Annotated in this window: 23 protein-coding genes and 1 pseudogene; 9 read left to right on the top strand and 15 right to left on the bottom strand. The window is 46.1% G+C overall.

Translation table 11 applies throughout. The features are described 5' to 3' along the window. Positions 1-122: 122 nt before the first annotated feature. From ACM67B_RS05200 to ACM67B_RS05180, 5 genes are all read left to right on the top strand, one after another. A complete protein-coding gene (locus ACM67B_RS05200; RefSeq protein WP_416190439.1) occupies positions 123-704 on the top strand; it encodes a hypothetical protein in 582 nt (193 codons plus the stop codon). Between the two features lie 191 nt (positions 705-895). Further along, positions 896-1846, top strand: a complete 951-nt coding sequence (gene trxB, locus ACM67B_RS05195; RefSeq protein ID WP_416190438.1) for a thioredoxin-disulfide reductase — start codon at positions 896-898, stop codon at positions 1844-1846. A gap of 244 nt (positions 1847-2090) precedes the next feature. Further along, positions 2091-4109, top strand: a complete 2019-nt coding sequence (locus ACM67B_RS05190; protein ID WP_416190437.1) for a site-specific recombinase — start codon at positions 2091-2093, stop codon at positions 4107-4109. 215 nt (positions 4110-4324) lie between these two features. Further along, on the top strand, positions 4325-4969 hold the full coding sequence (locus ACM67B_RS05185; protein ID WP_416190436.1) for a 2OG-Fe dioxygenase family protein: 645 nt from the start codon (positions 4325-4327) through the stop codon (positions 4967-4969). Between the two features lie 75 nt (positions 4970-5044). Further along, positions 5045-6298 (top strand): cysteine desulfurase-like protein, encoded by a 1254-nt coding sequence (locus ACM67B_RS05180; protein WP_416190435.1) that lies wholly within the window; start codon positions 5045-5047, stop codon positions 6296-6298. A 201-nt stretch (positions 6299-6499) separates the two neighbouring features. Here ACM67B_RS05180 and ACM67B_RS05175 read toward each other — a convergent pair whose 3' ends face one another. Further along, positions 6500-7051, bottom strand: coding sequence for a hypothetical protein (locus ACM67B_RS05175; protein WP_416190434.1), 552 nt, complete (start codon positions 7049-7051; stop codon positions 6500-6502). Positions 7052-7221: 170 nt separating this feature from the next. Next, complete coding sequence (locus tag ACM67B_RS05170; protein WP_416190433.1) at positions 7222-7872, bottom strand: IS1595 family transposase; 651 nt, start codon at positions 7870-7872, stop codon at positions 7222-7224. Between the two features lie 217 nt (positions 7873-8089). Between ACM67B_RS05170 and repM the strand changes: the two genes are divergently transcribed. Both repM and ACM67B_RS05160 read left to right on the top strand, forming a co-directional pair. Next, positions 8090-9301, top strand: a complete 1212-nt coding sequence (repM, locus tag ACM67B_RS05165) for a replication initiation protein RepM (protein ID WP_416190432.1) — start codon at positions 8090-8092, stop codon at positions 9299-9301. 111 nt (positions 9302-9412) lie between these two features. After that, a complete protein-coding gene (locus ACM67B_RS05160) occupies positions 9413-9778 on the top strand; it encodes a hypothetical protein (protein WP_416190431.1) in 366 nt (121 codons plus the stop codon). 68 nt (positions 9779-9846) lie between these two features. Here ACM67B_RS05160 and ACM67B_RS05155 read toward each other — a convergent pair whose 3' ends face one another. After that, the gene (locus tag ACM67B_RS05155) at positions 9847-10263 is read right to left on the bottom strand and encodes a hypothetical protein (protein ID WP_416190430.1); all 417 of its coding nucleotides are present in this window, start codon (positions 10261-10263) and stop codon (positions 9847-9849) included. Positions 10264-10332: 69 nt separating this feature from the next. Further along, positions 10333-10716, bottom strand: a complete 384-nt coding sequence (locus ACM67B_RS05150; RefSeq protein WP_416190429.1) for an adhesin — start codon at positions 10714-10716, stop codon at positions 10333-10335. 64 nt (positions 10717-10780) lie between these two features. Here ACM67B_RS05150 and ACM67B_RS05145 point away from each other — a divergent pair, with 64 nt between their 5' ends. Further along, on the top strand, positions 10781-10954 hold the full coding sequence (locus ACM67B_RS05145; RefSeq protein WP_416190428.1) for a type II toxin-antitoxin system mRNA interferase toxin, RelE/StbE family: 174 nt from the start codon (positions 10781-10783) through the stop codon (positions 10952-10954). A gap of 3 nt (positions 10955-10957) precedes the next feature. Here ACM67B_RS05145 and ACM67B_RS05140 read toward each other — a convergent pair whose 3' ends face one another. Together ACM67B_RS05140 and ACM67B_RS05135 are read right to left on the bottom strand one after the other, a co-directional pair. After that, entirely contained in the window at positions 10958-11503 is a 546-nt protein-coding gene (locus ACM67B_RS05140; protein ID WP_416190427.1) for a hypothetical protein, read from the bottom strand. A 246-nt stretch (positions 11504-11749) separates the two neighbouring features. Further along, positions 11750-12382 (bottom strand): MobA/MobL family protein, encoded by a 633-nt coding sequence (locus ACM67B_RS05135; protein WP_416190522.1) that lies wholly within the window; start codon positions 12380-12382, stop codon positions 11750-11752. 108 nt (positions 12383-12490) lie between these two features. Between ACM67B_RS05135 and ACM67B_RS05130 the strand changes: the two genes are divergently transcribed. Then, positions 12491-12826: a mobilization protein gene (locus ACM67B_RS05130; protein ID WP_416190426.1), complete on the top strand. Its 336-nt coding sequence runs from the start codon at positions 12491-12493 to the stop codon at positions 12824-12826. A 170-nt stretch (positions 12827-12996) separates the two neighbouring features. Here the strand turns inward: ACM67B_RS05130 and ACM67B_RS05125 are convergent, their stop codons facing one another. The 9 genes and pseudogenes from ACM67B_RS05125 to ACM67B_RS05085 form a co-directional block, all read right to left on the bottom strand. Beyond that, positions 12997-13647 (bottom strand): IS1595 family transposase, encoded by a 651-nt coding sequence (locus ACM67B_RS05125; RefSeq protein WP_416190425.1) that lies wholly within the window; start codon positions 13645-13647, stop codon positions 12997-12999. 75 nt (positions 13648-13722) lie between these two features. Beyond that, positions 13723-15639 (bottom strand): ATP-binding cassette domain-containing protein, encoded by a 1917-nt coding sequence (locus tag ACM67B_RS05120; protein WP_416190424.1) that lies wholly within the window; start codon positions 15637-15639, stop codon positions 13723-13725. A gap of 111 nt (positions 15640-15750) precedes the next feature. After that, the gene (locus tag ACM67B_RS05115; protein WP_416190423.1) at positions 15751-17058 is read right to left on the bottom strand and encodes an MFS transporter; all 1308 of its coding nucleotides are present in this window, start codon (positions 17056-17058) and stop codon (positions 15751-15753) included. 26 nt (positions 17059-17084) lie between these two features. Then, on the bottom strand, positions 17085-17552 hold the full coding sequence (locus tag ACM67B_RS05110; RefSeq protein WP_416189782.1) for an IS630 family transposase: 468 nt from the start codon (positions 17550-17552) through the stop codon (positions 17085-17087). 19 nt (positions 17553-17571) lie between these two features. Continuing rightward, positions 17572-17898, bottom strand: a complete 327-nt coding sequence (locus ACM67B_RS05105; protein WP_416189783.1) for an IS630 transposase-related protein — start codon at positions 17896-17898, stop codon at positions 17572-17574. A gap of 160 nt (positions 17899-18058) precedes the next feature. Then, positions 18059-18724: an FGGY-family carbohydrate kinase gene (locus tag ACM67B_RS05100; protein WP_416190521.1), complete on the bottom strand. Its 666-nt coding sequence runs from the start codon at positions 18722-18724 to the stop codon at positions 18059-18061. A 123-nt stretch (positions 18725-18847) separates the two neighbouring features. Continuing rightward, positions 18848-19516, bottom strand: a pseudogene (locus ACM67B_RS05095) (FGGY family carbohydrate kinase); the annotation flags it as partial. 78 nt (positions 19517-19594) lie between these two features. Further along, positions 19595-20965, bottom strand: coding sequence for a D-arabinitol 4-dehydrogenase (dalD, locus tag ACM67B_RS05090; protein WP_416190422.1), 1371 nt, complete (start codon positions 20963-20965; stop codon positions 19595-19597). A gap of 588 nt (positions 20966-21553) precedes the next feature. After that, the gene (locus ACM67B_RS05085) at positions 21554-23464 is read right to left on the bottom strand and encodes an alpha-amylase family protein (RefSeq protein ID WP_416190421.1); all 1911 of its coding nucleotides are present in this window, start codon (positions 23462-23464) and stop codon (positions 21554-21556) included. Positions 23465-23473 lie beyond the last annotated feature (9 nt).

Raw genomic sequence — 23473 nt, 5'->3', positions numbered from 1 at the left:
AAAACCACAACCCGACTTGATAAATATTGAATTTCCCCTATATTACGACTCATAATCTGTTTGACGGATTTTGCCGAGTCAATCGGCTCAGACACAACACCATCTTTATTATGGAAGCCAAAATGAAAAAAATCATTGCCTTAGCCGTATTATCGACTTTCGCGTTAGCTGCCTGCAAAGACGATACTCAAGCAAAATTGGAACAACAGCAAAAACAAATCGAAGCGCTGCAACAACAATTAAGCCAACAAAATAACCAAGCCGCTGCACAAGAAGACAACACTGTTTATCAATTGGCAGAAGATGCCGTTAAAGATACCATTCCTGCCGAAGCCTTGGCCAACAACGGCAACGGCGAACCGGTAACCGGTACCGACGGCCAACAATATATTTACGACCAATCTACCGGCAGCTGGTTGCTGCAAAGCTTGATTGGTGCGGCTGCCGGCGCATTTATTGGTAGCGCTTTGGCAAATAAATTCACCAAAGCCAATAACCAAAACAGCCCGGTTGCCCAACGCGCACGCGATAGCTATTACCAAAGCGCCCGCCCGAACACACGCATCAGCCAGCAGCTGAACACCCGTTCTGTTCCAGCTCAAAACCGTGCCGCCACCACGCCAAACTACCGCCAAACTCAGGCTGCACCATCTAATACTCGTCGTGCTGCCCCAGCCCGTCGCGGTATGGGTCGCCGCCGTTAATTGAATACAGGCAGGCCGTCTGAAACTTTTCTTTCAGACGGCCTTGTTCATTTCTAAAATATATCAAAATTTAAAACCTGATTAATTTAATATATTTTATTGCTATAAAGATAGTAAAAACCATTTATTCCAAAGCACACGCCTTTTCAGTACAATAAGCCATCTGAAATGCCAACCATAAAGGAAACAGCATGAGCATCCATCACAAACTGATTATTTTGGGTTCGGGCCCTGCCGGTTACACCGCCGCCGTTTACGCTGCACGCGCCAATCTGAATCCGGTGATTATTACCGGCATTGAGCAAGGCGGCCAATTGATGACCACTACTGAAGTGGACAACTGGCCAGCCGATGCCGAAGGTGTGCAAGGCCCAGAATTGATGGCACGTTTCCAAGCCCACGCCGAACGCTTCGGCACAGAAATGATTTTCGACCAAATCCACACCGTTGATTTGCAACACCGCCCGTTCTCACTCAAAGGCGACATGGGCGAATACACTTGCGATGCCCTGATTATCGCTACCGGCGCTTCAGCCAAATACTTGGGCTTGCCGAGCGAAGAAACCTTCGCCGGTAAAGGCGTATCCGCTTGCGCCACTTGCGACGGTTTCTTCTACCGCGAGCAAGATGTGGCCGTGGTCGGCGGTGGCAATACTGCTGTCGAAGAAGCGCTTTACTTGGCCAACATCGCCAAAACCGTTACCCTGATTCACCGCCGCGACACCTTCCGCGCCGAAAAAATCATGGTCGACAAACTGATGAAACGCGTTGAAGAAGGCAAAATCATCCTTAAACTGAATGCCAACTTAGACGAAGTATTGGGCGATGATATGGGCGTGACCGGCGCACGTTTGAAACACAACGACGGCAGCACAGAAAACATTGATGTGAAAGGCGTATTCATCGCCATTGGCCACAAGCCGAACACCGATATTTTCAAAGGCCAATTGGATATGGATGCCACCGGCTACCTGCAAACCAAAGGCGGCACGGCAGACAATGTCGGCGCGACCAACATTGAAGGCGTGTGGGCAGCAGGCGACGTTAAAGACCACACCTACCGCCAAGCCATCACCAGCGCGGCTTCAGGCTGCCAAGCAGCTTTGGATGCAGAGCGTTGGTTGGACAGCCAAAATCTCTAAATCACCACTCACTGAGGCCGTCTGAACGTTTCAGACGGCCTTTTCTGATGTATTCAAATATAAAATGTTTAGCTTATGCTTTTGTTGCCTCTGACACATAAGCAAAGCAAAATCAGGTTATAATTGACGCCACGCGTGTGTCTATTCATCTTAAAAATCTAGCCATACATAAAAAAATCAACGGCTTGCGCTATCTATCTCAAGCAATATCCATCAAGCCCATATTTTTTATGGAGAACACCCAATGAAAAAACTCACTACCCAAAACCTGCACACACAGCTCAGCGAAGCGCTTGAAAGCAAAGAATTTGTGTTGATTCTCAACGCAATTATCGAATTTTTGCGCAGCGGCGGTAGAAGACAAGCATCACAGCGTTTTGATTTAATCATTGCCACGCTGAAAGACAATCCGGATTTGGCGCGCAAATTCAGCCAACGCTTTTATATTTGGCTGGAAAAGGTACACGTTTATCCGGCGCTGATTAAGCTCGGCCTTTTTTCGCGCGACAGTTTTATCCGCGAAATCAGCAGCCGTATTTATGAACGCTTCAGCCCGTCTTTCAAAGATTTCAGTAATTTATTGGAAGTTTTTCTCTATCTTTTCCATACCCAAAACGACGAAAAATGGCTACAAACCCTTAATCTGCGCCAATGGCTGGCATTGTACGAGCTGATTGAAGAACATGCCGATCCGACCTTGCTGCAAATTGTGCAACGCAAGCTGACCGATTCATTGCTGCGTTCAATGGAAATGCTTTCGCTTTGGATTGCTTCCGAAGCCATCGAGCCGGAATTAGTGCGCATTGCACCACGCCTGCTGCATTCTGATTCGCCTTTTGTCGGCTTGCAACGTGAAATGGCCAAGCTGATTGAGCATTACCGCCTTGAAACCACGCCTTACGATACCGCGCATTTAGAAGTGATGTTCGACCAATGCGTGACACAAGTGGAATATCTGGCCCGCCGCGGCACCGGTGCAGGCTCCGGCTCATCAGTGAAAGTGGCGCACTTATTAGAACGCCTGCAGCAGACCATAGGCCGTCTGAAACTCTTAACCGACATTCAAACCCAGCCGCATCAGCGCACACGCTTAACCGTTGTGTTGATGAATTACCTGATTAACGCCGCTGTCGGCCAATACAGCACACGCGAATTGCGCCGCAGCAGTATCCGCATGTTGGCACGCAGCATCACCGAAAACACCAGTAACCACGGCGAACACTACATCACGCGTGACCGCAAAGAATACATGAGCATGCTCTATTCGGCAGCCGGTGGCGGCGTGATTATCGCGCTGATGGCGCTGAATAAAATCCATATCGGCACGCTGGGCTACAGCGAATTTTTCACTTCCGTTCTATCCGGCCTGAATTACGGCATAGGCTTTATGATTATTCATATGCTGCATTTCACCGTCGCCACCAAGCAGCCCGCCATGACCGCCGCGCGCTTTGCCGAAAAAGTTGATTTAAATGAACGCGGCCGCGCGGTTGACAATAAATTGGCCAAGCTGTTGATTGACGTGTGCCGCTCGCAAAGTGTGGCCGTATTTGGTAATGTGGTCGTCGCCATTTTGTTGGCAGGCGTGATTTCGGCGGCTTTCATGAGCAGCAACCAACAGCCTTTATTGAGCGAACAAAGCGTGGCGTATCAATTGAAATCGATTGATATCTTTACCCAGCCAACATTGTGGTATGCTGCGATTGCCGGCGTTTGGCTGTTTTGCTCGGGGATTATCGCCGGCTTTTTTGACAACCGCTCCGACTATCTCGACTTACGCAACCGCCTGACCGTGAATCCGTTTTTACGCAAAATCATGCCTGCTACCTTGCGTAAACACTTTGCCGAATACATGCACAACCATTACGGCTCGCTGATGGGCAATTTCATTTTTGGTATGCTGCTGGGCATGACCGGCTTTTTCGGTTATCTCTTCAACCTGCCGCTCGACATTCGCCATGTAGCCTTCTCTTCAGCCAACTTGGGTTATGCGGCAGTAAGCGGCGATATTGGTGCAGCTGCCTTTATCTACGGCATGATTGGCGTGTTGGCCATCGGCACGGTGAACCTGATTGTCAGCTTTGTTTTGGCTTTATATGTCGCCCTACGCTCTCGCGGTACTGAAATCGGCAGCATGTCAAACTTAATCAAAAACGTGTGGACGCAAGTCAAAACCAATCCGCTGCAATTGGTGTATCCGGTGCACATACCAAATAACGGCAATGGCAACGGTAAAGACAACGGCGACCCTAAATCACGCTAAGCCCTTAAAATTTAAAAGCAATTATTCGCAGGATTCTTCAATGTAAGAATCCTGCTTTTTTGTGTTCAGACGGCCTATTTTGCCAAAATCATAAATGACTACATTCAACTACAAAAATGATTGCGCAATCAAAAAAGCAACGATAATATGCCGATTAGCCATTGCCACAAGCATCAGGCCACATTCCAAAGAACACAATTCAGGAGAAAATCAGCATGGATCAATTTGTTTACCGCATGGGCAATTTAACGCCTGAAGCTGCCCAACAACTCGGCCAATCCTTCCACACACTCAAACCAAGCCAATACAAAGATGGTGCCTACCGTCTGCGTCGCTATTCCAAATTCGACTATCAGCGCAGCAGCGGCAACATCGAATTACAAGCCGGTGCGCAGTTTGTGCAAAGCTCGGATTTAAACCGCTTTCAAGGCGACATTGCCCGCACTTACGACGACTTAACTGATGAAACCATCCGCAGCGAGGGCTTTGCCCACATGATGGCATCGTTTGCCGATTACGCCGATTTACCGGAAAACGTTGAAATCGAAGTACATCAAATGCGCATCATTGCCAAATCAGCTGCCGAAGCGGCTGTGGCTACGCCCGAAGGTGTGCATCAAGACGGTTTCGACCGCATCGGCGTGTTCACCGTTGCCCGCCACAATGCCGATGGTGGCGAGCTTTATCTATGGCAAAACCAAAACGACAACGAAACCTTAGCTGCCTGCACGCCGCAAGCAGGTGACTTTTGCGTGTTAAACGACAAAACCATTTGGCACAGCGCATCGCCTGTGGCTGCGATTGAAGAAAATCAAGCCGGCTACTGGGATTTGTTTGTCTTAACCGCCAACCGCAGCTAAACACACCATTACAATAAAAAGGCCGTCTGAAAGCACCCCTGCCTTTCAGACGGCCTACGACCAAAGAGAACAAATATGAACTACCCTATTGATACCATCAGAAGCCACTTTCCCGCCCTTTCTCAAGCCGATGACAAAGGCCAGATGCCGCTGCTGCTCGACGGCCCCGGCGGTAGCCAAGTACCGACGCAAGTATTGCTCGCCATCACCGATTATCTCGGCCGCTACAACAGCAATCTGGGCGGCTACGCCGATGCCGGTTTGAAAACCCAAGCCGTAAATCAAGCCGCTCGTACCGCCGCCGCCGATTGGCTGGGCTGCAATGCCGATGAAATTGTGTTCGGCTTAAACTCTACCAGTTTGATGTTCAACATCAGCCGTGCGGTGGCGCAAACTTGGCAGGCCGGTGACAACATCATCGTCAGCAGCCTTGACCATTTTTCCCACGTTTCATCATGGCAGCGCGCCGCCGAAGATCGCGGCGTAGAAGTCCGCACCCTGCCGCTCACGGCAGATGGCACCGATTTGGATGCCGACAAACTGGCCAATTTGATTGATGACAAAACCCGCTTGCTGGCATTTTCACTCGCATCCAATGTGCTGGGCACCATTCCCGATGCCGCCAAACTGATTCAGACGGCCAAACAAAAAGGCGTATGGGTCAGCGTGGACGGCGTACATGCGGCGGTGCATCGTTTGCCCGATGTGAAAGCCCTAGATTGCGATTTTTTCTTTGCTTCTGCCTACAAACTCGGCGGCCCGCACTTAGGCATGATGTACGCCCCAAAAGCGCATTTAAGTAATTTGAAACCGTACAAAGTCGAGCCCGCCGCCGACATCGCGCCCAACCGTTGGGAGCAAGGCACGCAGTCATTTGAAGCGCAAGCCGGTTTTGTGGCCATGATTGATTATTGGGCAAACTTGGGCGGCAAAGTTTCAAACGGCCGCCGCGAAGCCTTAGCCGAAAGCTACCGCCAAGTCGAAGCCTATGAACAAAGCATCAGCGCGCGCGTGTTGGCGCATATCGCCCAACGCCCCTATATCCGCCTTTATGGCAAAAACAGCGAAAACGACCGCACGCCGACCTTTGCTTTCAATTTAGTCAAAGACGGCCAACTCTGCGATGCCACTGCGGTCAGCCGCTGGTTTGGCGAAAAAAATATTGCACTTGGTGCAGGCAATTTCTACGCGCTGAATGTGGTGCGACATTTGGATTTGGTCGAACACGGCTTCTTGCGCATCGGCTGTCTGCATTACACCCATACCGATGAAATCGACCGCTTTTTTGCGCTGCTAGACGATTATGCGCGAGAAATTGGCGCTTTGTAATACAAAAGGCCGTCTGAAAAAATATTTTTCAGACGGCCTGAGACCTTTGTAAAACCCTAGATTTGAATACAGTTCAAAGTTGTAGCAGCGCAGAAAGCGCAGGCATATCACTTAGATAGACAAGCTTTCGAGCAGCGCACAACGAAGAAATGTGCCAAAGATAGGGATTTTGCAAAGGTCTTGGTCTTTTTTATATCCTAGTTACATACGCCCCAATTCGCGTTGCAGGGCTTGAATATTTTGCTGGCGGTCGAGTACCGAACCTTCCAGATTTTTGATTTGCTGGCGGTCAATGGTGCCACCTTTTACCGCACGCGCTTGTGCCAACGATTTTTGCGCTTCAGATAAGGCTTTGCGCTCGTTGCTCAATTCGGTTTCCAAAATGGCGCGGCGGCTGTTGCTGGCAGCTGGTTTGGGCGCAGGTGCGGCAACAGATGGCGTGGTCGGACGAATCGGTGCCACCGGTGCTTTGGCTTTAGCTCTCACTGTTTTATTTGAACTGCGCTTGGTGTGCGTAGCCGCTTTAGCCGCTTTGGGCTGTGGTTTAGGCGCAGCCACCTCTTCAGGCGCATCGTAGCGCGCACTACTGTATCGGCCAATGGGCGGCAAATCAGGCGCATGGCAGCCACCCGATGGACGTGATGTATAGACGATTGTACCGTTGATTTTGCAGGTATAGATTTTGCCGGCTTCTGCTGCGACGCTCGAAAATGCAATAACAACGGCAAAGGTATTTAAAACAAAGTATTTCATGTCCATTCTGACACACCACACCTACGTTTCAGACGGCATGATGATAATAGTAAAGTGAGTGGGACAATGTGTATTTGGCCGCTTACGCAATCAGTTCAACGATTTCTTTAAAATCATAATCTTGCTATAATTTTTCAGACGGCCTTTTTATTAGGAGCTGTACTAGATAACTAGAATAAATTCTGCTTTACTAATTGTTTTAAAATAGAAATTTGAACTTTTATTTCACTGTGGTTAAAACGCCATTCACATTCCTTCAAATACAGCTCAAAATGTTCTTTGGGAATGCCGTTAAACTTACGTAAGTGGCGTTTTGCCTGATTCCAAAAGTTCTCAATTCCGTTAATATGATTTTGTCGATCAGCAAAGTGTGTGCTGTGATTGATGCGAAAGTGGCTAAACTCACTCACATCAAGTACGTCATAGCTTTTGTAACAATCAGTGTAAACAATACTGTCAGGCTTTACTTGCTCACGTATTATCGGCAATAAAGTGGCAGTTTGTGTATTGGGCACCGCAACGGTGTAAACCTTGCCGTTGCGCTTCAGAAGCCCGAATACAGCGACTTTGCCAGCCGCACCGCGACCACGTTTGCCTTTGCGCTGTCCGCCAAAATAGCTTTCATCAACCTCTACTTCACCATCAAACATTTCCAGATGCGGGCTGTTATGGAAAATCAGTAAGCGTAAACGATGAAAGTAATAGGCTGCTGTGTTTTTATTAACGCCGACTAATTGAGCTGCGGTACGGGCAGTAACACCCGCAATAAACAGTTCAATCAGTTTGTTTTGCTTGTACTGACTTAAACGACTTCTTCTCATAGGGATTATTCTAACCTGAAATTAGATTTCCCTAGTTATCTAGTACAGCCCCTTAATATATTTTAAATAATTTTAAGCACGCTGTAAGCCTTGATATTACTAGGTTTCAGAGCTTATTTCCCTACGGATACCTTGCAATATCCCTACATTATGTTATAATGAAGTAAAACCTACATTGTCGGACGATGTCGTCTTATTACAAGGTATCTCTCGTCTTATGAAAAATGATTTAGTTAAAAAAAGTAACTCACTCAATGAAGCTCACTATTTCCTAACGGTCGCCGAGTATCGCATTTTGCATATGGCTTTTTCTACTTTGGCGGAGTGTGATGTCAATCCTGAATTTTTCCGTAATGTCCGTTTTACCATTCGGGCAAGGGATTATATGGAATTGTACGGGGTGGACAGAACCACAGCCTATCAAGCTCTGAGAGAAGCATCTGAACGGCTATTTGACCGCTACTTTACCTATGATGAACTGGTGGACAAGAATTTAATGCTTTATGAACGCATAAAATCACGGTGGGTTACTAAGATTGGCTATCTTGATAGCCAAGCTTATATCACATTCTTTTTGTCTGATGATGTGTTGTCTATGGTGGGCAATCTTAAAGAGCAGTACACCTATTTGAACCTGTACAAATTGGCTAATTTAACCAGTATTTACGCCATTAGGGTCTATGAAATGCTTATGCAGTGGCGAAAAACAAAGACCGTTCCAGTGATTGAATTGGAAGAATTGCGGTTTAGACTGGGGATTGCCGAAAATGAATATCCTAGAATGGATAATTTTAAAAGCCGTGTTTTAGATACTGCTATTCAACAAATCAATGAATTTACCGACATTACCACCAGTTATGAGCAAATCAAAGACGGACGCAAAATTACAGGGTTTAGATTTAGCTACAAAGACAAGGTGAAACAACCAAAAGCCCTACCCAATAAAACCGAAAGAGACCCAACAACCGTTGATATTTTTGACGGCTTTACCGACCTTGAACGCCAAACGATACAGCAATGCATTGATGAACATATTGAGCGATTGGAAACCAAAGGCGAAACAGTGGGCGAATATTGGCGAGAGAACATTACCAAAAAAGCGATTGCTGAAAAGTGGGGGCTTGATGTGTTAGCTGAACAACAACGCAAAGAGCGAGAATACAAAACACGATTAGCCATAAAACAGGCTGAAATGCAAGCCAAAGCAAGAGCTGAGCAAGAAAAGGCGGAGAAAGCCGAACAACGCAAAAAAGCGATGATTGCCAAATTTGAGAGCTTGCCCCACGATGAGCAAGAACGAGTTTTGAATGAAGTAGGGGAAAAGGTGGGCGGTGTGTTTGGTGATTTTTACAAAAGGGCGAGAGAAAACGGTACGGCCCATAAAGATGTGATGTTTATGAGCTGGTTTTTTAAGATTTTGGAATGCTAATTATTGAATTTGCAATGCAAATTAACTATAATATGGTTAGCTGTAGAGTTAATAGGAATGAGTGCTATATTCAACTCATTTCAAAAATTCAACTTTTATTTGGAGTAAGTAATGAAAAATTTTTCTTCAATTTTGGCACTCTTTTTGTCAATATCTTTGCTGACGTCCCCTGCCTTTGCAAAAACAAAAACAGTTAGATTTGAAAATGGGAGTTATTCCGCTTCATATTCTGGTAGCATAAAAGGGTATAATTATGATAAATATATTTTTTATGCCCAAGAAGGACAAAAATTAAATATTAGCCTTAACTCACAACATTCAGATGTTGTACTATATGGTTATGATGATTTTTTGCCAAATGAGAATTATACTTTACCAAAAACAGGAAAATATGAGGTGCGTGTTGTTTTACCAAGAGCGCAATCTCGTAAGAAGATTGTTGATAAATATAGAATAAATATTCAAATCACAAACTAAAATACTCATACTATTTACTTAATGCCCTCTCATTACTTTAGCAAGGGGAGGGTATCAAAGCAATAAACTTAGGTCGGTGCAACATCTATTGCACCAGAAACAGCACAGCCACTATAAATTTTCCCTGAGTAACTCAATTTTGCAGTAAATTCATTTTCATGCCCATCATCCTCAATGCAAGTTTTCTTTTCTATGTTTAGTAAAATAGATTGTCCATTGAGTGTACCTGAATAATTTATACCCTGATTTAGCATAGAGCTAGAAACAACTACTAGAACTTCTAGACTAAAAAAATCAGCATCTATACTTAGCTTATTACCTTTAACTACTGCACGCCAACTTTGATTTTTATTACCAAAAGCGGTAAAAGATAACAAATCTAAAGGTTTATTTGCTATATAAGCTTTCTTGTAAGCGGTATTGGTGCAAGATGCCAGTAATAAACCACTTATTAAAGAGACCGCTATTAAGTATAAATAACGCATAATTAACCCTAAAATATAATTAAGATAATAATTGACTTCCTCACTTTAGGGAGGGGAGGAAGTCAATTATTATCTGGGGTTACAACCTTTAAATAAAATTTCGCTTGATGGTGATAAAATATTGATACCACTTAAGCTGCGATAATTTGTGCTATCCATATAGTTGGTCATCATATTATATTTACCAACTAAGCCAAAATAGGTCTCCACATTGTCTGAAGAGTCTTGGTTTCTCTCCATAATAATTTTTTTACCATTTATATAAGTAGACGCTGATGTAGGTAAACCATATTTATTAAAGCTATAACGAACAGTGACTTTTTTTCCTTGTTGGCAATTATACGCCACTTTTCCAATAAAAGGCTTAATGTCGGTTTGGGCAAATGCCATATTAATAAAACCTAAAGAGCTTGTTAGTAATATGATTGAAAACAAAGAAGTGGTATGCTTCATAAAAAATACCTCCAAAATATATGATGCTTCTCCTAATATTATATTATAATAGAGAACAAAAACAATGCCTGTACCCGAAAAGTACGATGACCACGCACTCAAGGGCAATCTTAAAATTTACCGTGAGTGCCACCTAAATCCTGATTTACTCCTTGCGTATCAAATCACAGACGATAGCGTAAAAATAGTTGCCATAGACAATCACAACAACCTGTTTAAAATTTTGAGTAATCGCTAATTGTTACTTCAAATCCGCCACACAATACCTATCACCCTTACTGCCATAATTACATTTACTTTCAATGATTTTCACACATAACCGCTTGTCGCAATTACTGGTTTGTAGGCGTTGTAAGTTTTGAGCTTTCTCAATTTTGGCGACTAAGTGGTCTAATTCGGCTCGTCTCGCTCCTATCTCGTCCAAACTTGGCACAAACCACAGCATAAACCCAAAGCAACACGCCATAAACACCGTAAAACCGCCAAAATACCAAAGGTTGTTACGCCAATCTAGTTGCTTTTTGGCATTAAAAATATCCCCTACCACTTTACGCAAGTTATCAGAATGCACATTTAAGCGACTTAGGGGCGTTTCTAAGCCCCTTTGAACACTTTCCCCTACCATACCTACCACCCCACCCATTAAATCGCTCTGAAGCGATTTTAGAGCGGTTTTTTCGCTTTCTAGTGCCTTAATCGCTTTTTGGATACTTTCATCTTGCTGTTTAGATTTCTCTAACAGCCCTAAAACCACTTCAATGAGTTCGGTGTTTTCTTGGTTACTCATCGGCTAAATCCCCAATCTTGCTTGTTTTGTTGTTTTTCTTTCTGTCGCTCTTGTTCTTTGGCTTGCTGTTCTGCTAATCGTGCCTGTTCTTGTCGCTCTAAACGCTCCTGTAAGCGATTTTGTAGGCTTGCCTGTGCTTTGGCTAGTAAATCACTTTCCGCCCATTGTCGTGGCTCTATGGTGCGGTCCTGTGCGTTTTGGTGGTCTATTTGGGCGTTGTATGCCCTGCGTTCGTCATTAGCTCGGCTAATCTCGGTTTCTATCCCCTTTCGTCTCATGGCGGTTACTTGGGGGGGGGGCGTGGATTTGTGCCTGTTTGCCGTTGCCAATCTCTTCATAACTGCGGTGGTCTATCCGCTCGGCTATCCCTGCTCGCTCTAAATGGGCGTTTGCTATGCGTTCCCAATCTTGGCGAATGGCTAGTATTTCCTTGCTTGTTGGCTCTAACCCTAGCTTTTTTCGCTTGGCGTTGGATAATTCAAGGTCTATTTTGTCGGTTAAAACTAGGTTGTTTTGTTGGTCTAGCTCCGCCTTGCGTGTGGTTAGCATGATATGGGCGTGATAGTTCCGCTCGTCCCCTGCTCGGCTTGGGGCATGTATGGCAACATCTGCCACACAATCATAACGGTTTACTAAGTGCTGGGCGAACGCTATCGCCAACTCCTGCCGTTCTTGCTTGTCTAACTCGTGGGGCAATGCGATGACAAATTCTTTGGCGGTTCTAGCGTCCTTGCGGTTCTCTCGCATTTCTGCCAAGTTCCATAACTCGCTACGGTCAATCTTAGTCCCTAGATTGCTGATAATTTGGGTATGGGCTATCTTTTGATGTCTTGCCCTTTTAGTGTAGTCGTGGGTTAGTCCTGTTCTTTGGTCGTGGATTTTTTCCCCTGCACGATAGGCGATACTAGCCGTTGCGGTTCGTCCGCTACTTCTTGATACATTTACGCTAAGGGGCGATATTTCATTTCTGATAAAAGGGTTAAAACTATGGCTAAATCCATTGATGACAAAATAGCAGACTTTGAAACTAAGCTAAAACAGCTTAAAGCACAAAAGAAATTGGCTGAAAATCGTGAAAAGAAAAAAGCCAAAGAGAAAGAACGTAAAGATGAGACTAGGAGAAAAATTTTACTGGGTGCTATGTTGTTACAGAGAATGAAAAATGATGAACAGTACAATCAAAACATTCTTGCTTGGTTAGATAAATATTTAATAGAGAACAGAGACCGTAAGTTATTTGGTTTACCAAAGTCGCCAGTAGAGACAAAACCAACTCAAAAACCTATTACCAGTCATCAAGATTACTTCACATCTAGTGAGTGATTGTTTTCTTTATCTTTTTAGCTAACTTTGATTTTTAAAGACAAGAGAAAAATTACAGAAAAAAGATGATGAAAAGACCGCTAAAACGGGCAAAAAATTTGTGGTTATCCACAGGTTTTTGTGCGTGGCGGTCATTTTCTTTATTTTAATATAGGGGCTGTACTAGATAACTAGAATGAATTCTGCTTTACTAATTGTTTTAAAATGAAAATTTGAACTTTTATTTCACTGTGGTTAAAACGCCATTCACATTCCTTCAAATACAGTTCAAAATGCTCTTTGGGAATGCCGTTAAACTTCCGTAAGTGGCGTTTTGCCTGATTCCAAAAGTTCTCAATTCCGTTAATATGATTTTGTCGTTCAGCAAAATGTGTGCTGTGATTGATGCGAAAGTGGCTAAACTCACTCGCATCAAGTACATCATAGCTTTTGTAACAATCAGTATAAACAATACTGTCAGGCTTTACCTGCTCACGTATTATCGGTAATAAAGTGGCAGTTTGCGTATTGGGCACAGCAACGGTGTAAACCTTGCCGTTGCGCTTCAGAAGCCCGAATACAGCCACTTTGCCGGCTGCCCCGCGACCGCGTTTGCCTTTGCGCCGTCCGCCAAAATAGCTTTCATCAACCTCTACTTCGCCATCAAACATTTCCAGATGCGGGCTGTTATGGAAAATCAGTAAGCGTAAACAATGAAAATAATAGGCAGCAGTGTTTTTATTAACGCCGACTAATTGCGCTGCTGTGCGTGCGGTAACACCTGCAATAAACAGTTCAATCAGTTTGTTTTGCTTGTACTGACTTAAACGACTTCTTCTCATAGGGATTATTCTAACCTGAAATTAGATTTCCCTAGTTATCTAGTACAGCCCCTTTTATTATTAAAATGGAAATATTCAGGCAAACTCGGCATCAATCTGAGCCAAAATCTCTTCCAACTCTTCCTGCCACAGCAGCCAATTTTCTTCCAATTCGTTTAATTTTACTTTAGTTTCAGCCAATTGCGTGAGCGTTTCCTGTAATTTAGCTTTGTTTTCATCAGAATACGCGGCTTCTTGTGCCAAAAATGCTTCACAGGCCGTCTGAATCTCGGTCAGCTTGGCGATTTCTTTTTCGGCTTTGTCGATTTTCTGCTGAACTGGTTTGCCGCGTTTGGCTTTCTCCTGACGGATTTGCGCTTCAATGCGTTTGGTGTCTTTGCGGTTTTGCGATTGGGCGGATGCGGCCGGTGCGGCAGCGGCATTTTCCTGCGCCAAACGCCATTGGCGGTAATCGTTCAAATCGCCGTCAAACGGATTCAGACGGCCTTTGTCAATTAACAAGAAACCGTCAGTCGTGGCTTCTAGCAAGCTGCGGTCGTGCGACACCACAATCAATGCGCCTTGGAAACTCTGTAAAGCCAAGGTCAAGGCGTGGCGCATGTCCAAATCCAAGTGGTTAGTCGGCTCGTCGAGCAACAGCAGATTCGGCTTTTGCCACACAATCATGGCCAAAGCCAAACGCGCTTTCTCACCGCCGGAAAACGGTTCGATTTTCTGCAAAGCCATGTCGCCGACAAAGTTAAAACCGCCCAAAAAATTGCGGATTTCTTGCTCGCGCACTTCCGGTGAAAGCTGCTGAATATGCCAAATCGGGCTTTGGTCGTCGCGCAAGGTATCGAGCTGATGCTGCGCGAAATAGCCGATATTGAGTTTTTCCGAGCGCACAATCTGGCCGGAAAGCAAATCCAATTCGCCTGCCAATGCCTTGATAAATGTCGATTTACCGCTGCCATTAACGCCCAGCAAACCATAGCGTGCGCCGCTTTCCAGCGACAAACTCAAATCGTGTAGCACCACATTGTCGCCATAGCCCAAATCCGCTTTATCCAGTTTCAACAATGGATTAGGCAAATGCGCCGGGCTTTCAAATTCAAACGAAAATTCACTGTCTAAATGCGCGGGGGCGATGCGCTCCAATTTTGCCAAGGCCTTCATACGGCTTTGCGCCTGCGTGGCTTTGGTGGCCTTGGCTTTGAAGCGGTCGATAAACGACTGCAAATGCTTGATTTGCGTTTGCTGCTTCACATACGCAGCTTGCTGCTGCGCCAAACGCTGCGCGCGCTCGTTTTGGTAGAAATCGTAATTGCCGCCGTATTGGGTTAATTTTTGATTGGATAATTCAATCGTTTGCGTGGTAGTGGCGTTGAGAAAATCGCGGTCATGCGAAATGATGATTTGCGTGCAGGCCAAATTGGCCAAATGGTTTTCCAGCCATAACACGGTTTCCAAATCCAAGTGGTTGGTCGGTTCGTCAAGCAGCAGCAAATCGGCGCGGCGCATCAAGGCTTGCGCCAGATTCAGGCGCATACGCCAGCCGCCGGAAAAGGCCTTTACCGGCTTGACGTGTTCTTCTTGCGAAAAGCCCAAGCCGCTCAATAATTTGGCCGCGCGTGCCGGTGCGGTGTAGGCATCGATTTCGTCTAACTTGGCATGATATTCCGCCTGCTTCATGCCGTCGTTTTGCGCTTCGGCTTGGCTTAAGGCCGTCTGAAACATTTGCAATTCCGTATCGCCCTGCAACACATAATCCAACGCCAAGGTTTCCAACGCCGGTGTCTCCTGCGCCACGGCAGCCAGCTTCCAAGTGCGCGGAATCAGAATATCGCCGCCATCCTGACTGATTTCGCCCTTAATTAACGCAAACAAGCTCGATTTACCCGTGCCGTTTTTACCAATCAAACCCACGCGCTGATTCGGGTTTATGGTGACGCTGGCTTTATCCAGCAACACTTTCAAGCCGCGTTGTAAGGTCAGGTTTTTTAATTCAATCATGGGAAACTCTATATCAAGATGGCTAAGCGCAAAGGCGGTATTTTACCTGAAATCTATATAAAAAGGCCGTCTGAAAAACAAGTTTTCAGACGGCCTGATCGGGTTTACAAATTAAGCATTTGTTTCTTTTCGTCCGTAAATATCGAAGCCCGGTTGCTTCACACGCAACAAGAAGGTAACGAAGAAAGCAAAAATATACAAAGCAGTATAAGCATAAACCACGCCGATAAAGCTAAACATTGGCAACACTAAAGTCGCAATCGCAGGAGCCACAAAGTTAGACAAACCGGCTGACAAGTTATACACCGAAATAGCCGCGCCTTGGTGTTTTGGTTCCAGTGTAGTGAACACCGCCGTCATCGGCACAAACGCCGCCACAAACCAGCCCAGCAAAATCGCCGGAATCCATGCCATCATAAATTCCGAAGTCGATGCGCCTTCTACGCCCGCCGGTGCGACTTTGTTGTACCACTGCGGCAGATAGTAAAACACCAGCGACGACACCGCCATACCGATACAGCCGAACCAGCGCACCACTTTCACCCAGCCGAGTTTCTCGCCGACAATGCCCCAAAACACATTGGAAACCAGCGTGGTGGCGAAGAAGACCGTCCAGATTTGCAGCCATTGCGAAGTGGTAAAACCCAGCTCTTTGGTAAACATCATCGGCATGATGACGGCAAAACCGAACAGCGACAAGGTATTAATAATACGAATCCAGCTTGAAAACAGAATCTGGCGATTGGTAATCAGCAGCGTCACCGCGCGGCTTAATTCACCAAATTTTTCCTTCATCGGTAAATCATGCATCGGTGATTCAGAATTCACATTGCGCAGCATCACCATCGCCACCAAACCACCAGCAATACAGAACACCAAGGCCAGCCACAACGTGCCCATTTCACCCATTGCAGGAATGGTCAGGCTCGGAATGAAGCTGCCGAACACACCGATACCCACCGAATAAGTGGTCCAGAACCAACCCATAGACGGGCTGATTTGGGTGCTTTTCACGTTTTGCACAATCATCACAATGAATGAATACAAAAACAGCGGATAAGCAAAGCCACGAATACCATAAAACAGCATAATCAGCGGATAGCTCTTGCCTTCCAAACCAAAAATCAAAAACAACACGTGAAACACACACCACATGATAAAACCGATAATCATGGTTTTACGTGGCGTAATAATCTCGGCCAACACGCCGGAAATCCAAGCCGACAGCGCGGCAGCGAAACCATAAACCGCAAAAGCGGAAGAAGATTGCGCTTCGGTAAAGCCTAAGTCGGTAATGTATTTCGACAAAAAGGCCAACTCAAAACCGTCGCCGGTCATAAACAGGGCAATGGCAAGATAGCCCCATACCAAATTCAAGGGCATGCCCAGCCATTGTTTGGTTTCTGTTTCTATAGCCAATAAACTTAATTTTTGCCACCCAGTCTTTACGCAAATAACTCATCAATACACTGGATACGATGCCTTCGTCTAAAGTCCTTAACCCAAGCCCAACAGTGTTCAATCGGATTGAGGTCGGGGCTATACGGCGGCAACCATAAAACCTGATGACCGGCCTCCTCAAGTAAGGCTGCTGCTTCTCCTTTATGGAAAGTGGCATTATCCATAACCACGATGCTTTGTGCAGGGAGTTGAGGGAGCAGCATCTGTTTAACCCAACTGTCAAAAATACTGCGGTTGATACTGAAATCAAACAGCCCTATGGCAAACAGCCTATTATCCTGTAAAGCACCAATCGCATTGGTTTGATTTCTCCCCTGCCAATCGTAGCTGCTGTAGCACCTACTACCCCTTTGTGCATAGCCGTAAAGGCGACAGTCGTTCTTTTTAAAGCCACTCTCATCCAAATAAACGATAGGGTGCTTCTTTAAGCGAAAACGATGCAGCCGTTTCAAAAATCTTTTTCTGATTTCCTTATTGGCTTTCGGATGACTGTGGGTCTTTTTTTCGGCTAATGTTCCACTTTTTTAAAGCTTTTCCAATAGCGGCGGCAGAACAGCCGAAGCGCTGTGCCCGTTCGTCATGGTAGGCATCGGGATACTCGGCCACATCTTGAAGTAAGGCTTCTCGGCTGATCTTTCGGCACTTTCTCTGCTTGGGGTAACCTTTGGGAATGGGATTCTTTATCCATCCTCTTAAGGTTGCCCGAACGATACCCATTTCTTGCGCGGCCTGCCGGACGGAAAGGCCTTGTTCAATTTTCTGTAGCGCCAATTGGCGGAAGTCGGTTGAGTAAGTCATAATGGGTATTATGGCAAAATTTAAGTTTATTAGCTATAATTTATTCATCATCATCCTTTGATTTGAGATTCAATAAATGCCGTCTGAAAGCGAACAGACGGCATTCATCATTTGTTTATCATTAATAAAAATACTTTCAAAACTTTCAGACGGCCTGAGCTTATCTAAAAGCTTTGTCTTGTTGGTACAAAGCACGGAAACGCGCATACCGCTCGGCCAAATAATCCGCATTAGCGGCTTCTGGTTCAAACACTTGTGCAATTTCAGGCTTGGTACAAACCTCTTTTTCATCGGCACCGACAGCTAAAGCCGCCAAACGTGCCGCACCCAATGCGCCGCCGGTTTCGCCACCTTTATGCGTCACAATCGGCAGTTGCAGCGTATCGGCCAGCAGTTTTGCCCAGAACGAGCTGCGTGCACCGCCACCCAATAACGAACATTGTGCAATGTGCGTGCCACTTTCCTGTAACACACGCACACCGTCGGCAATGCCAAAGCCCACACCTTCAATCACGGCATAGCCCATTACTGCGCGGTCGCTGCTGTGGCGGATACCATGGAAAATACCGCTGGCAAACGGGTCGTTGTGCGGTGTACGTTCGCCTGAAAGATACGGCAGGAAAATTGGCGCATTGGCTTTTTGTTCCGCGCTCAAACTGGCGATTTCAACCAGCAAATCAGCCTCGCTCACGCCAATCAGTTTGCAATACCAGCTCAAGCAGGCTGCCGCACTCAACATCACACTCATTTGATGCCAACGATTAGGCAAAGCATGGCAGAAGCAATGCACTGCATCTTTAGGCGCTGGGCGATAGGCTTCATTCACCACAAACACCACGCCGGAAGTACCCAACGAAATAAACACATCACCTGGATTCACCGCACCGACACCAACCGCGCTAGCGGCATTGTCACCACCACCACCGGCCACAACAACATCAGCACTCAAGCCCCACTTTTCAGCCACTTCCGGCAAGAGCGTACCACTGTTTTCACTACCTTCAATCAAGGCTGGCATGTGTTCGCGGGTCAAACCCGTGGCGGCCAATACTTCATCCGATCAATCGCGCTTGGCCACATCCAGCCACAACATACCGGCCGCATCCGACATTTCGGATACTTTTTTACCGGTCATCAAAAAGCGGATGTAGTCTTTCGGCAGCAATACCGAGGCCGTCTGAACAAAAATGTCCGGCTCGTGTTTTTTCACCCACAATAATTTAGGCGCGGTAAAACCGGGCATGGCCAAGTTGCCGGTGATGTCGTGCAAATCCGGCACAGCAGCTTCCAATTCGGCGCACTCTTCTGCGCTGCGGGTGTCGTTCCACAAAATCACCGGACGCAATACTTGATTGTCTTTGCCCAGCAACACCGCGCCGTGCATCTGGCCGGATAAACCGATGGCCTTGACCGAATACCAAGCCTCACCGACTTTTTCACGCATTTTCGCCATCAAGTCGTTGGTGACCTGCCACCATTCTGCCGCCGACTGCTCCGACCATTGTGGATGCGGGCGTTGAATGGAAAGCGGCAAGCCGTGTGTGCACACGATATTGGCGTGTTCATCCAGCAATAAAGCTTTGATTTCGGATGTGCCGTAATCTAAACCGAGATACATAATGATTTCCTTCAAGCAATAAAAGGCCGTCTGAAAGGCATCTTTCAAAGCTTTTTCTTTTCAGACGGCCTATTCGGTTTATTTCACAAATTCGCGTGCTTTGGCGACTTGTTCACGCAGCAAGGCTTCAAAATCGGCATTGGCAGACAATTCGCCGAACAAGGCTTTGTCGGTAGCGAAAACATGAATCGGATCATCAGATTCAAACATCGCATGCACCGCGGCTTCATCCAAAATACCGTCTTGATAGGCATAAGGCAGCTTACCTTGGTGCCATTGCTCCATAAACACGAAGAAAATCGCCGGGATCAATGCGGTTGCCGCCGGACGCGCGCCTTGTTTGTAGCGCTCAATCAAGGTCGGCTGAATTTGCGCCGGAATTTTTGAGAAGCCGTCGGCCGCTACGCGTTGGTTGGTGTCTTTGATGTGTGGATTGGTGAAACGCTCCAGCACCACATCGCGGTATTTGCCCAAATCAATCAAATCGTTACCCAAGCTGGCAATCACATCTTCGGTGACATAATCGTAGGCCACTTGGCGTACTTTATCGTTTAAGGTGCTGTCGTGGATAAACAATTCGCCCTGTAAAGTACCCGCCCATGCAATCGCAGCATGCGGCACGTTCAACACGCGTATTTTGGCTTCTTCGTAAGGAATCACCGATTCAACCAACTCTACGCCGACTTTTTCCAAAGCAGGACGGATATTGTCTTTGAAGTTGTCTTCGATGACCCATTGAATAAAGGTTTCGCCCATAACCGGCGCCTTGTCGTCGATGCCGGTTTTTTCTTTGATACGCGCAGACAAATCTTCGGCAGGACGCGGCACAATGCGGTCAACCATGGTATTCGGCGTAGTAGCGTTTTGCGCCAGCCAATCGATCAAGTCGTTTTGCTTGGTCAATTGCAGAAACTCCACCAAACCGTCATGGAAGCGCTCGCCATTATGGCGCACGTTGTCGCAGCACAATAAAGTCACGCGGCCGTCTGAAAGTTTCATACGCTCACGCAGAATTTTGGCAATCACGCCATAAATGGTTTCATGACCGCCCTGCAAATCCGCCTGTAAAGCCACATCATTTTGTACCAGCTTGAATTTGCTGTCGAGATAATAGCCCGCTTCGGTAACGGTAAAGGCAATCACTTTGGTGTTTTCCGCCGCGCCCACGGCAATCAGCGGCGCCAAATCGGCTGCCCAACGAATCGGCTGCTTGATGGATTTAATCACTTCATATTCACGCTCATCATGCGGGCTGACGGTTTCCAAGACATATTCGCCGTTTTGAGCCAACATTGCTTCCACAGTGTGTTCGCTGTCGTTGCGGATATTACCTGCCGCAATCGACCAACTGTCGTCACCAGATTTAATCAATTCATTGATATACCATGCTTGATGCGCACGATGAAATGATCCAAGGCCGATGTGTAACCATGTATATTGTTGACTCATTGCAAACTCCTTAAAAAATTGCATTATCTGTGAAGCCGGTTTAACATAATTTAATGAATTTCGTCTTATATGTATGTAACTTACTGAAACTCAGATTCTGATTTTACTTGAACTTAATTTCAGGTCAAGAATTTATTTTATTACAGAGCTTTCAATAAATTGTTAACATTATTTAGTCATAAATTATTTAAATTCATAATGTTATATAAAACTACATGTGATAAAAGGTTAAGATTGATGATAAACTCGCTTAAATCAATTTTATATCTATCACCTTGTAAAGGTTAAATTATTTAAATTTACTACTACATGCCATAGATTACTGATTTATGTCGGCTACATTTTTTGAAACATAATTTCACTGAAGTAATTCACATTTATGTCCTATTCAACAGTATTTTGAGTAATTTATATAAAAAACGTAAAGTTGATATTATTTTTTTTAGGGGTCTTATCTCCTAAAAAGAGCTTCGTTTTCCCTTTAATAAAAGCATATCCCTTAAAAATTATCATTTTGAAACCAAAAAAGGCCGTCTGAAAAACAAGTTTTCAGACGGCCTCTAAATCGCTTTAATCAAATGCGAAACATTATGCGATTTCCAACCACATCACTTGATACGGACGCAATTCCACATCTTGATTCAGTTTTACAGTTTCACCGCTGATCAAGTCTGTTGCTGTGAACGGCATCGCCTGTAAAGCGTGTGCAGTAATCGTTTGTGGGAATTCGCTGAAGTTGGCAAAGGCCAAAAGCGCATTGTTGCGGATGTAGCCGATTACATGTTTATTGTGGGTGTAAAACGTTACCAAGCGGCCACCATCAAAACGCGGATTGTTTTGGCGAATCTCAATCATGTGGCGCAAACCTTGGTAGATTTGGCCGGCAGTGGTCGATTCATCGTGGCGCTGGTTGTACAATTCTTCGTTGTAACGCGGACGGTGCGCCCAGCGGCTGTCATCGCGTTTGTTTTCATCGTGTGACCAGTCGGTATCGTTTAAAGTACCGACTTCATCGCCCAGATAAATCAACGGCAAGCCGCCGGTGCTCATCACGATGCTGTAGAGCAGTTTCAAACGGTCAACGGCAAACGGGTCGTTTTGCGCCAAACCCACTAAAGCCGCCGCCGTACCGCTCACGCGGCAATCGCCGGTGGTCGGGTTGTATTGGAACGGTTCGCCGCGGGCAAAGCTACCGTCGTAATGATTGACGAAAAAGCGGTTGAGAAACTGGCGGTGGTCGTAGCCGTGAATGCCGAATTGGCCGGCATCTTCGTCGGCAAATGTCCAACCAATGTCGTCATGACTGCGTACATAGTTCACCCACGCTGTATGCTCCGGCAGGTTGTGGCGGTAGGTCAGCGCATGATGCAGCAGATTCACTTCACGTGTGGCCAAGGTGTTCCACAGCAAGGCCATCTGCAATGGGTTGTAGCCGATTTGGCATTCGTTTTGGCCGATGTATTGCACCACTTCATCAGGGTGAACAATGGCTTCGGATTTGAAGAATACACCGGGTGCGGCGATGCGCATCACGGCATTAAACGCGCGAATCAGGGCATGCGCTTGCGGCAGGCTTTCGCAGGTGGTGCCCATCTGTTTCCAAATAAAGGCCACCGCGTCCATGCGCAGAATGTCCACGCCCAAATTGGCCAAGAACATCATCTCACCGGCCATGGCGTTGAATACCCACGGATTGCTGTAGTTCAAATCCCATTGGAAAGAATTGAAAGTCGTCCATACCCAGCGGCCGTCTTCCAATTGCGAGAAACCGCCCGGATGCTGGTCAGGGAAGATTTCGCGCAAGGTGCGGTCGTATTGGTCGGGCATCCAGCGGTCGGGGAAAATATAGTAGAAATTGTCATACAACGGATTACCGGCTGCGCATTCTACTGCCCAATGATGTTCGTTTGACGTATGGTTGAAAATAAAATCCACCACTGCCGAAATACCGGCTTCATGCAAAGCCGCAATCACGTCGTGCAAATCATCAATTGTGCCCAAAGCAGGATTAACATCGCGGTAGCTGCTCACAGCATAGCCGCCGTCGCTCTTGCCTTCAGGGCATTTAAACAGCGGCATCAGGTGCAGATAAGTCAGCCCCAATTCTTTGAAATAAGGAATTTTTGCTTTCAAACCCTGCAAATCACCGGCAAACAAATCCACATAGCACACGCCGCCGACTTGTTTATTCGACAAAATCCAATCAGGATCGGCTTCACGAGCGGCATCGGTTTGCTTCAGCGATTTGGCACGTTGCGAATAGCTTTGCCATGATTGGGCAAACAATTGCTCCAACATCGGCAAAACGGCTTCATTACTACCATAAACATTATCCAACTCATACATTAAGCTCGGAAAATGCGTTTGCAAACGCTCGCTGAATTTTTGCCAATCTTCCGAACGCTCAATACTTGCGCGCTGCTCGGGCGTATAAATCGTCAATACACGCTCTTTTAAGTGCTGAAGGGTCAAATCGACCTGCTGGGTTTGAGTCAACATAATGCCTGC

The sequence above is a fragment of the Neisseria sp. CCUG17229 genome, assembly GCF_047839235.1.
In the GTDB taxonomy this organism is placed as follows: domain Bacteria; phylum Pseudomonadota; class Gammaproteobacteria; order Burkholderiales; family Neisseriaceae; genus Neisseria; species Neisseria brasiliensis.
The sequence above is the reverse complement of the archived record's forward strand: the minus strand, read 5'-3'. Positions and strand labels throughout refer to the sequence as shown.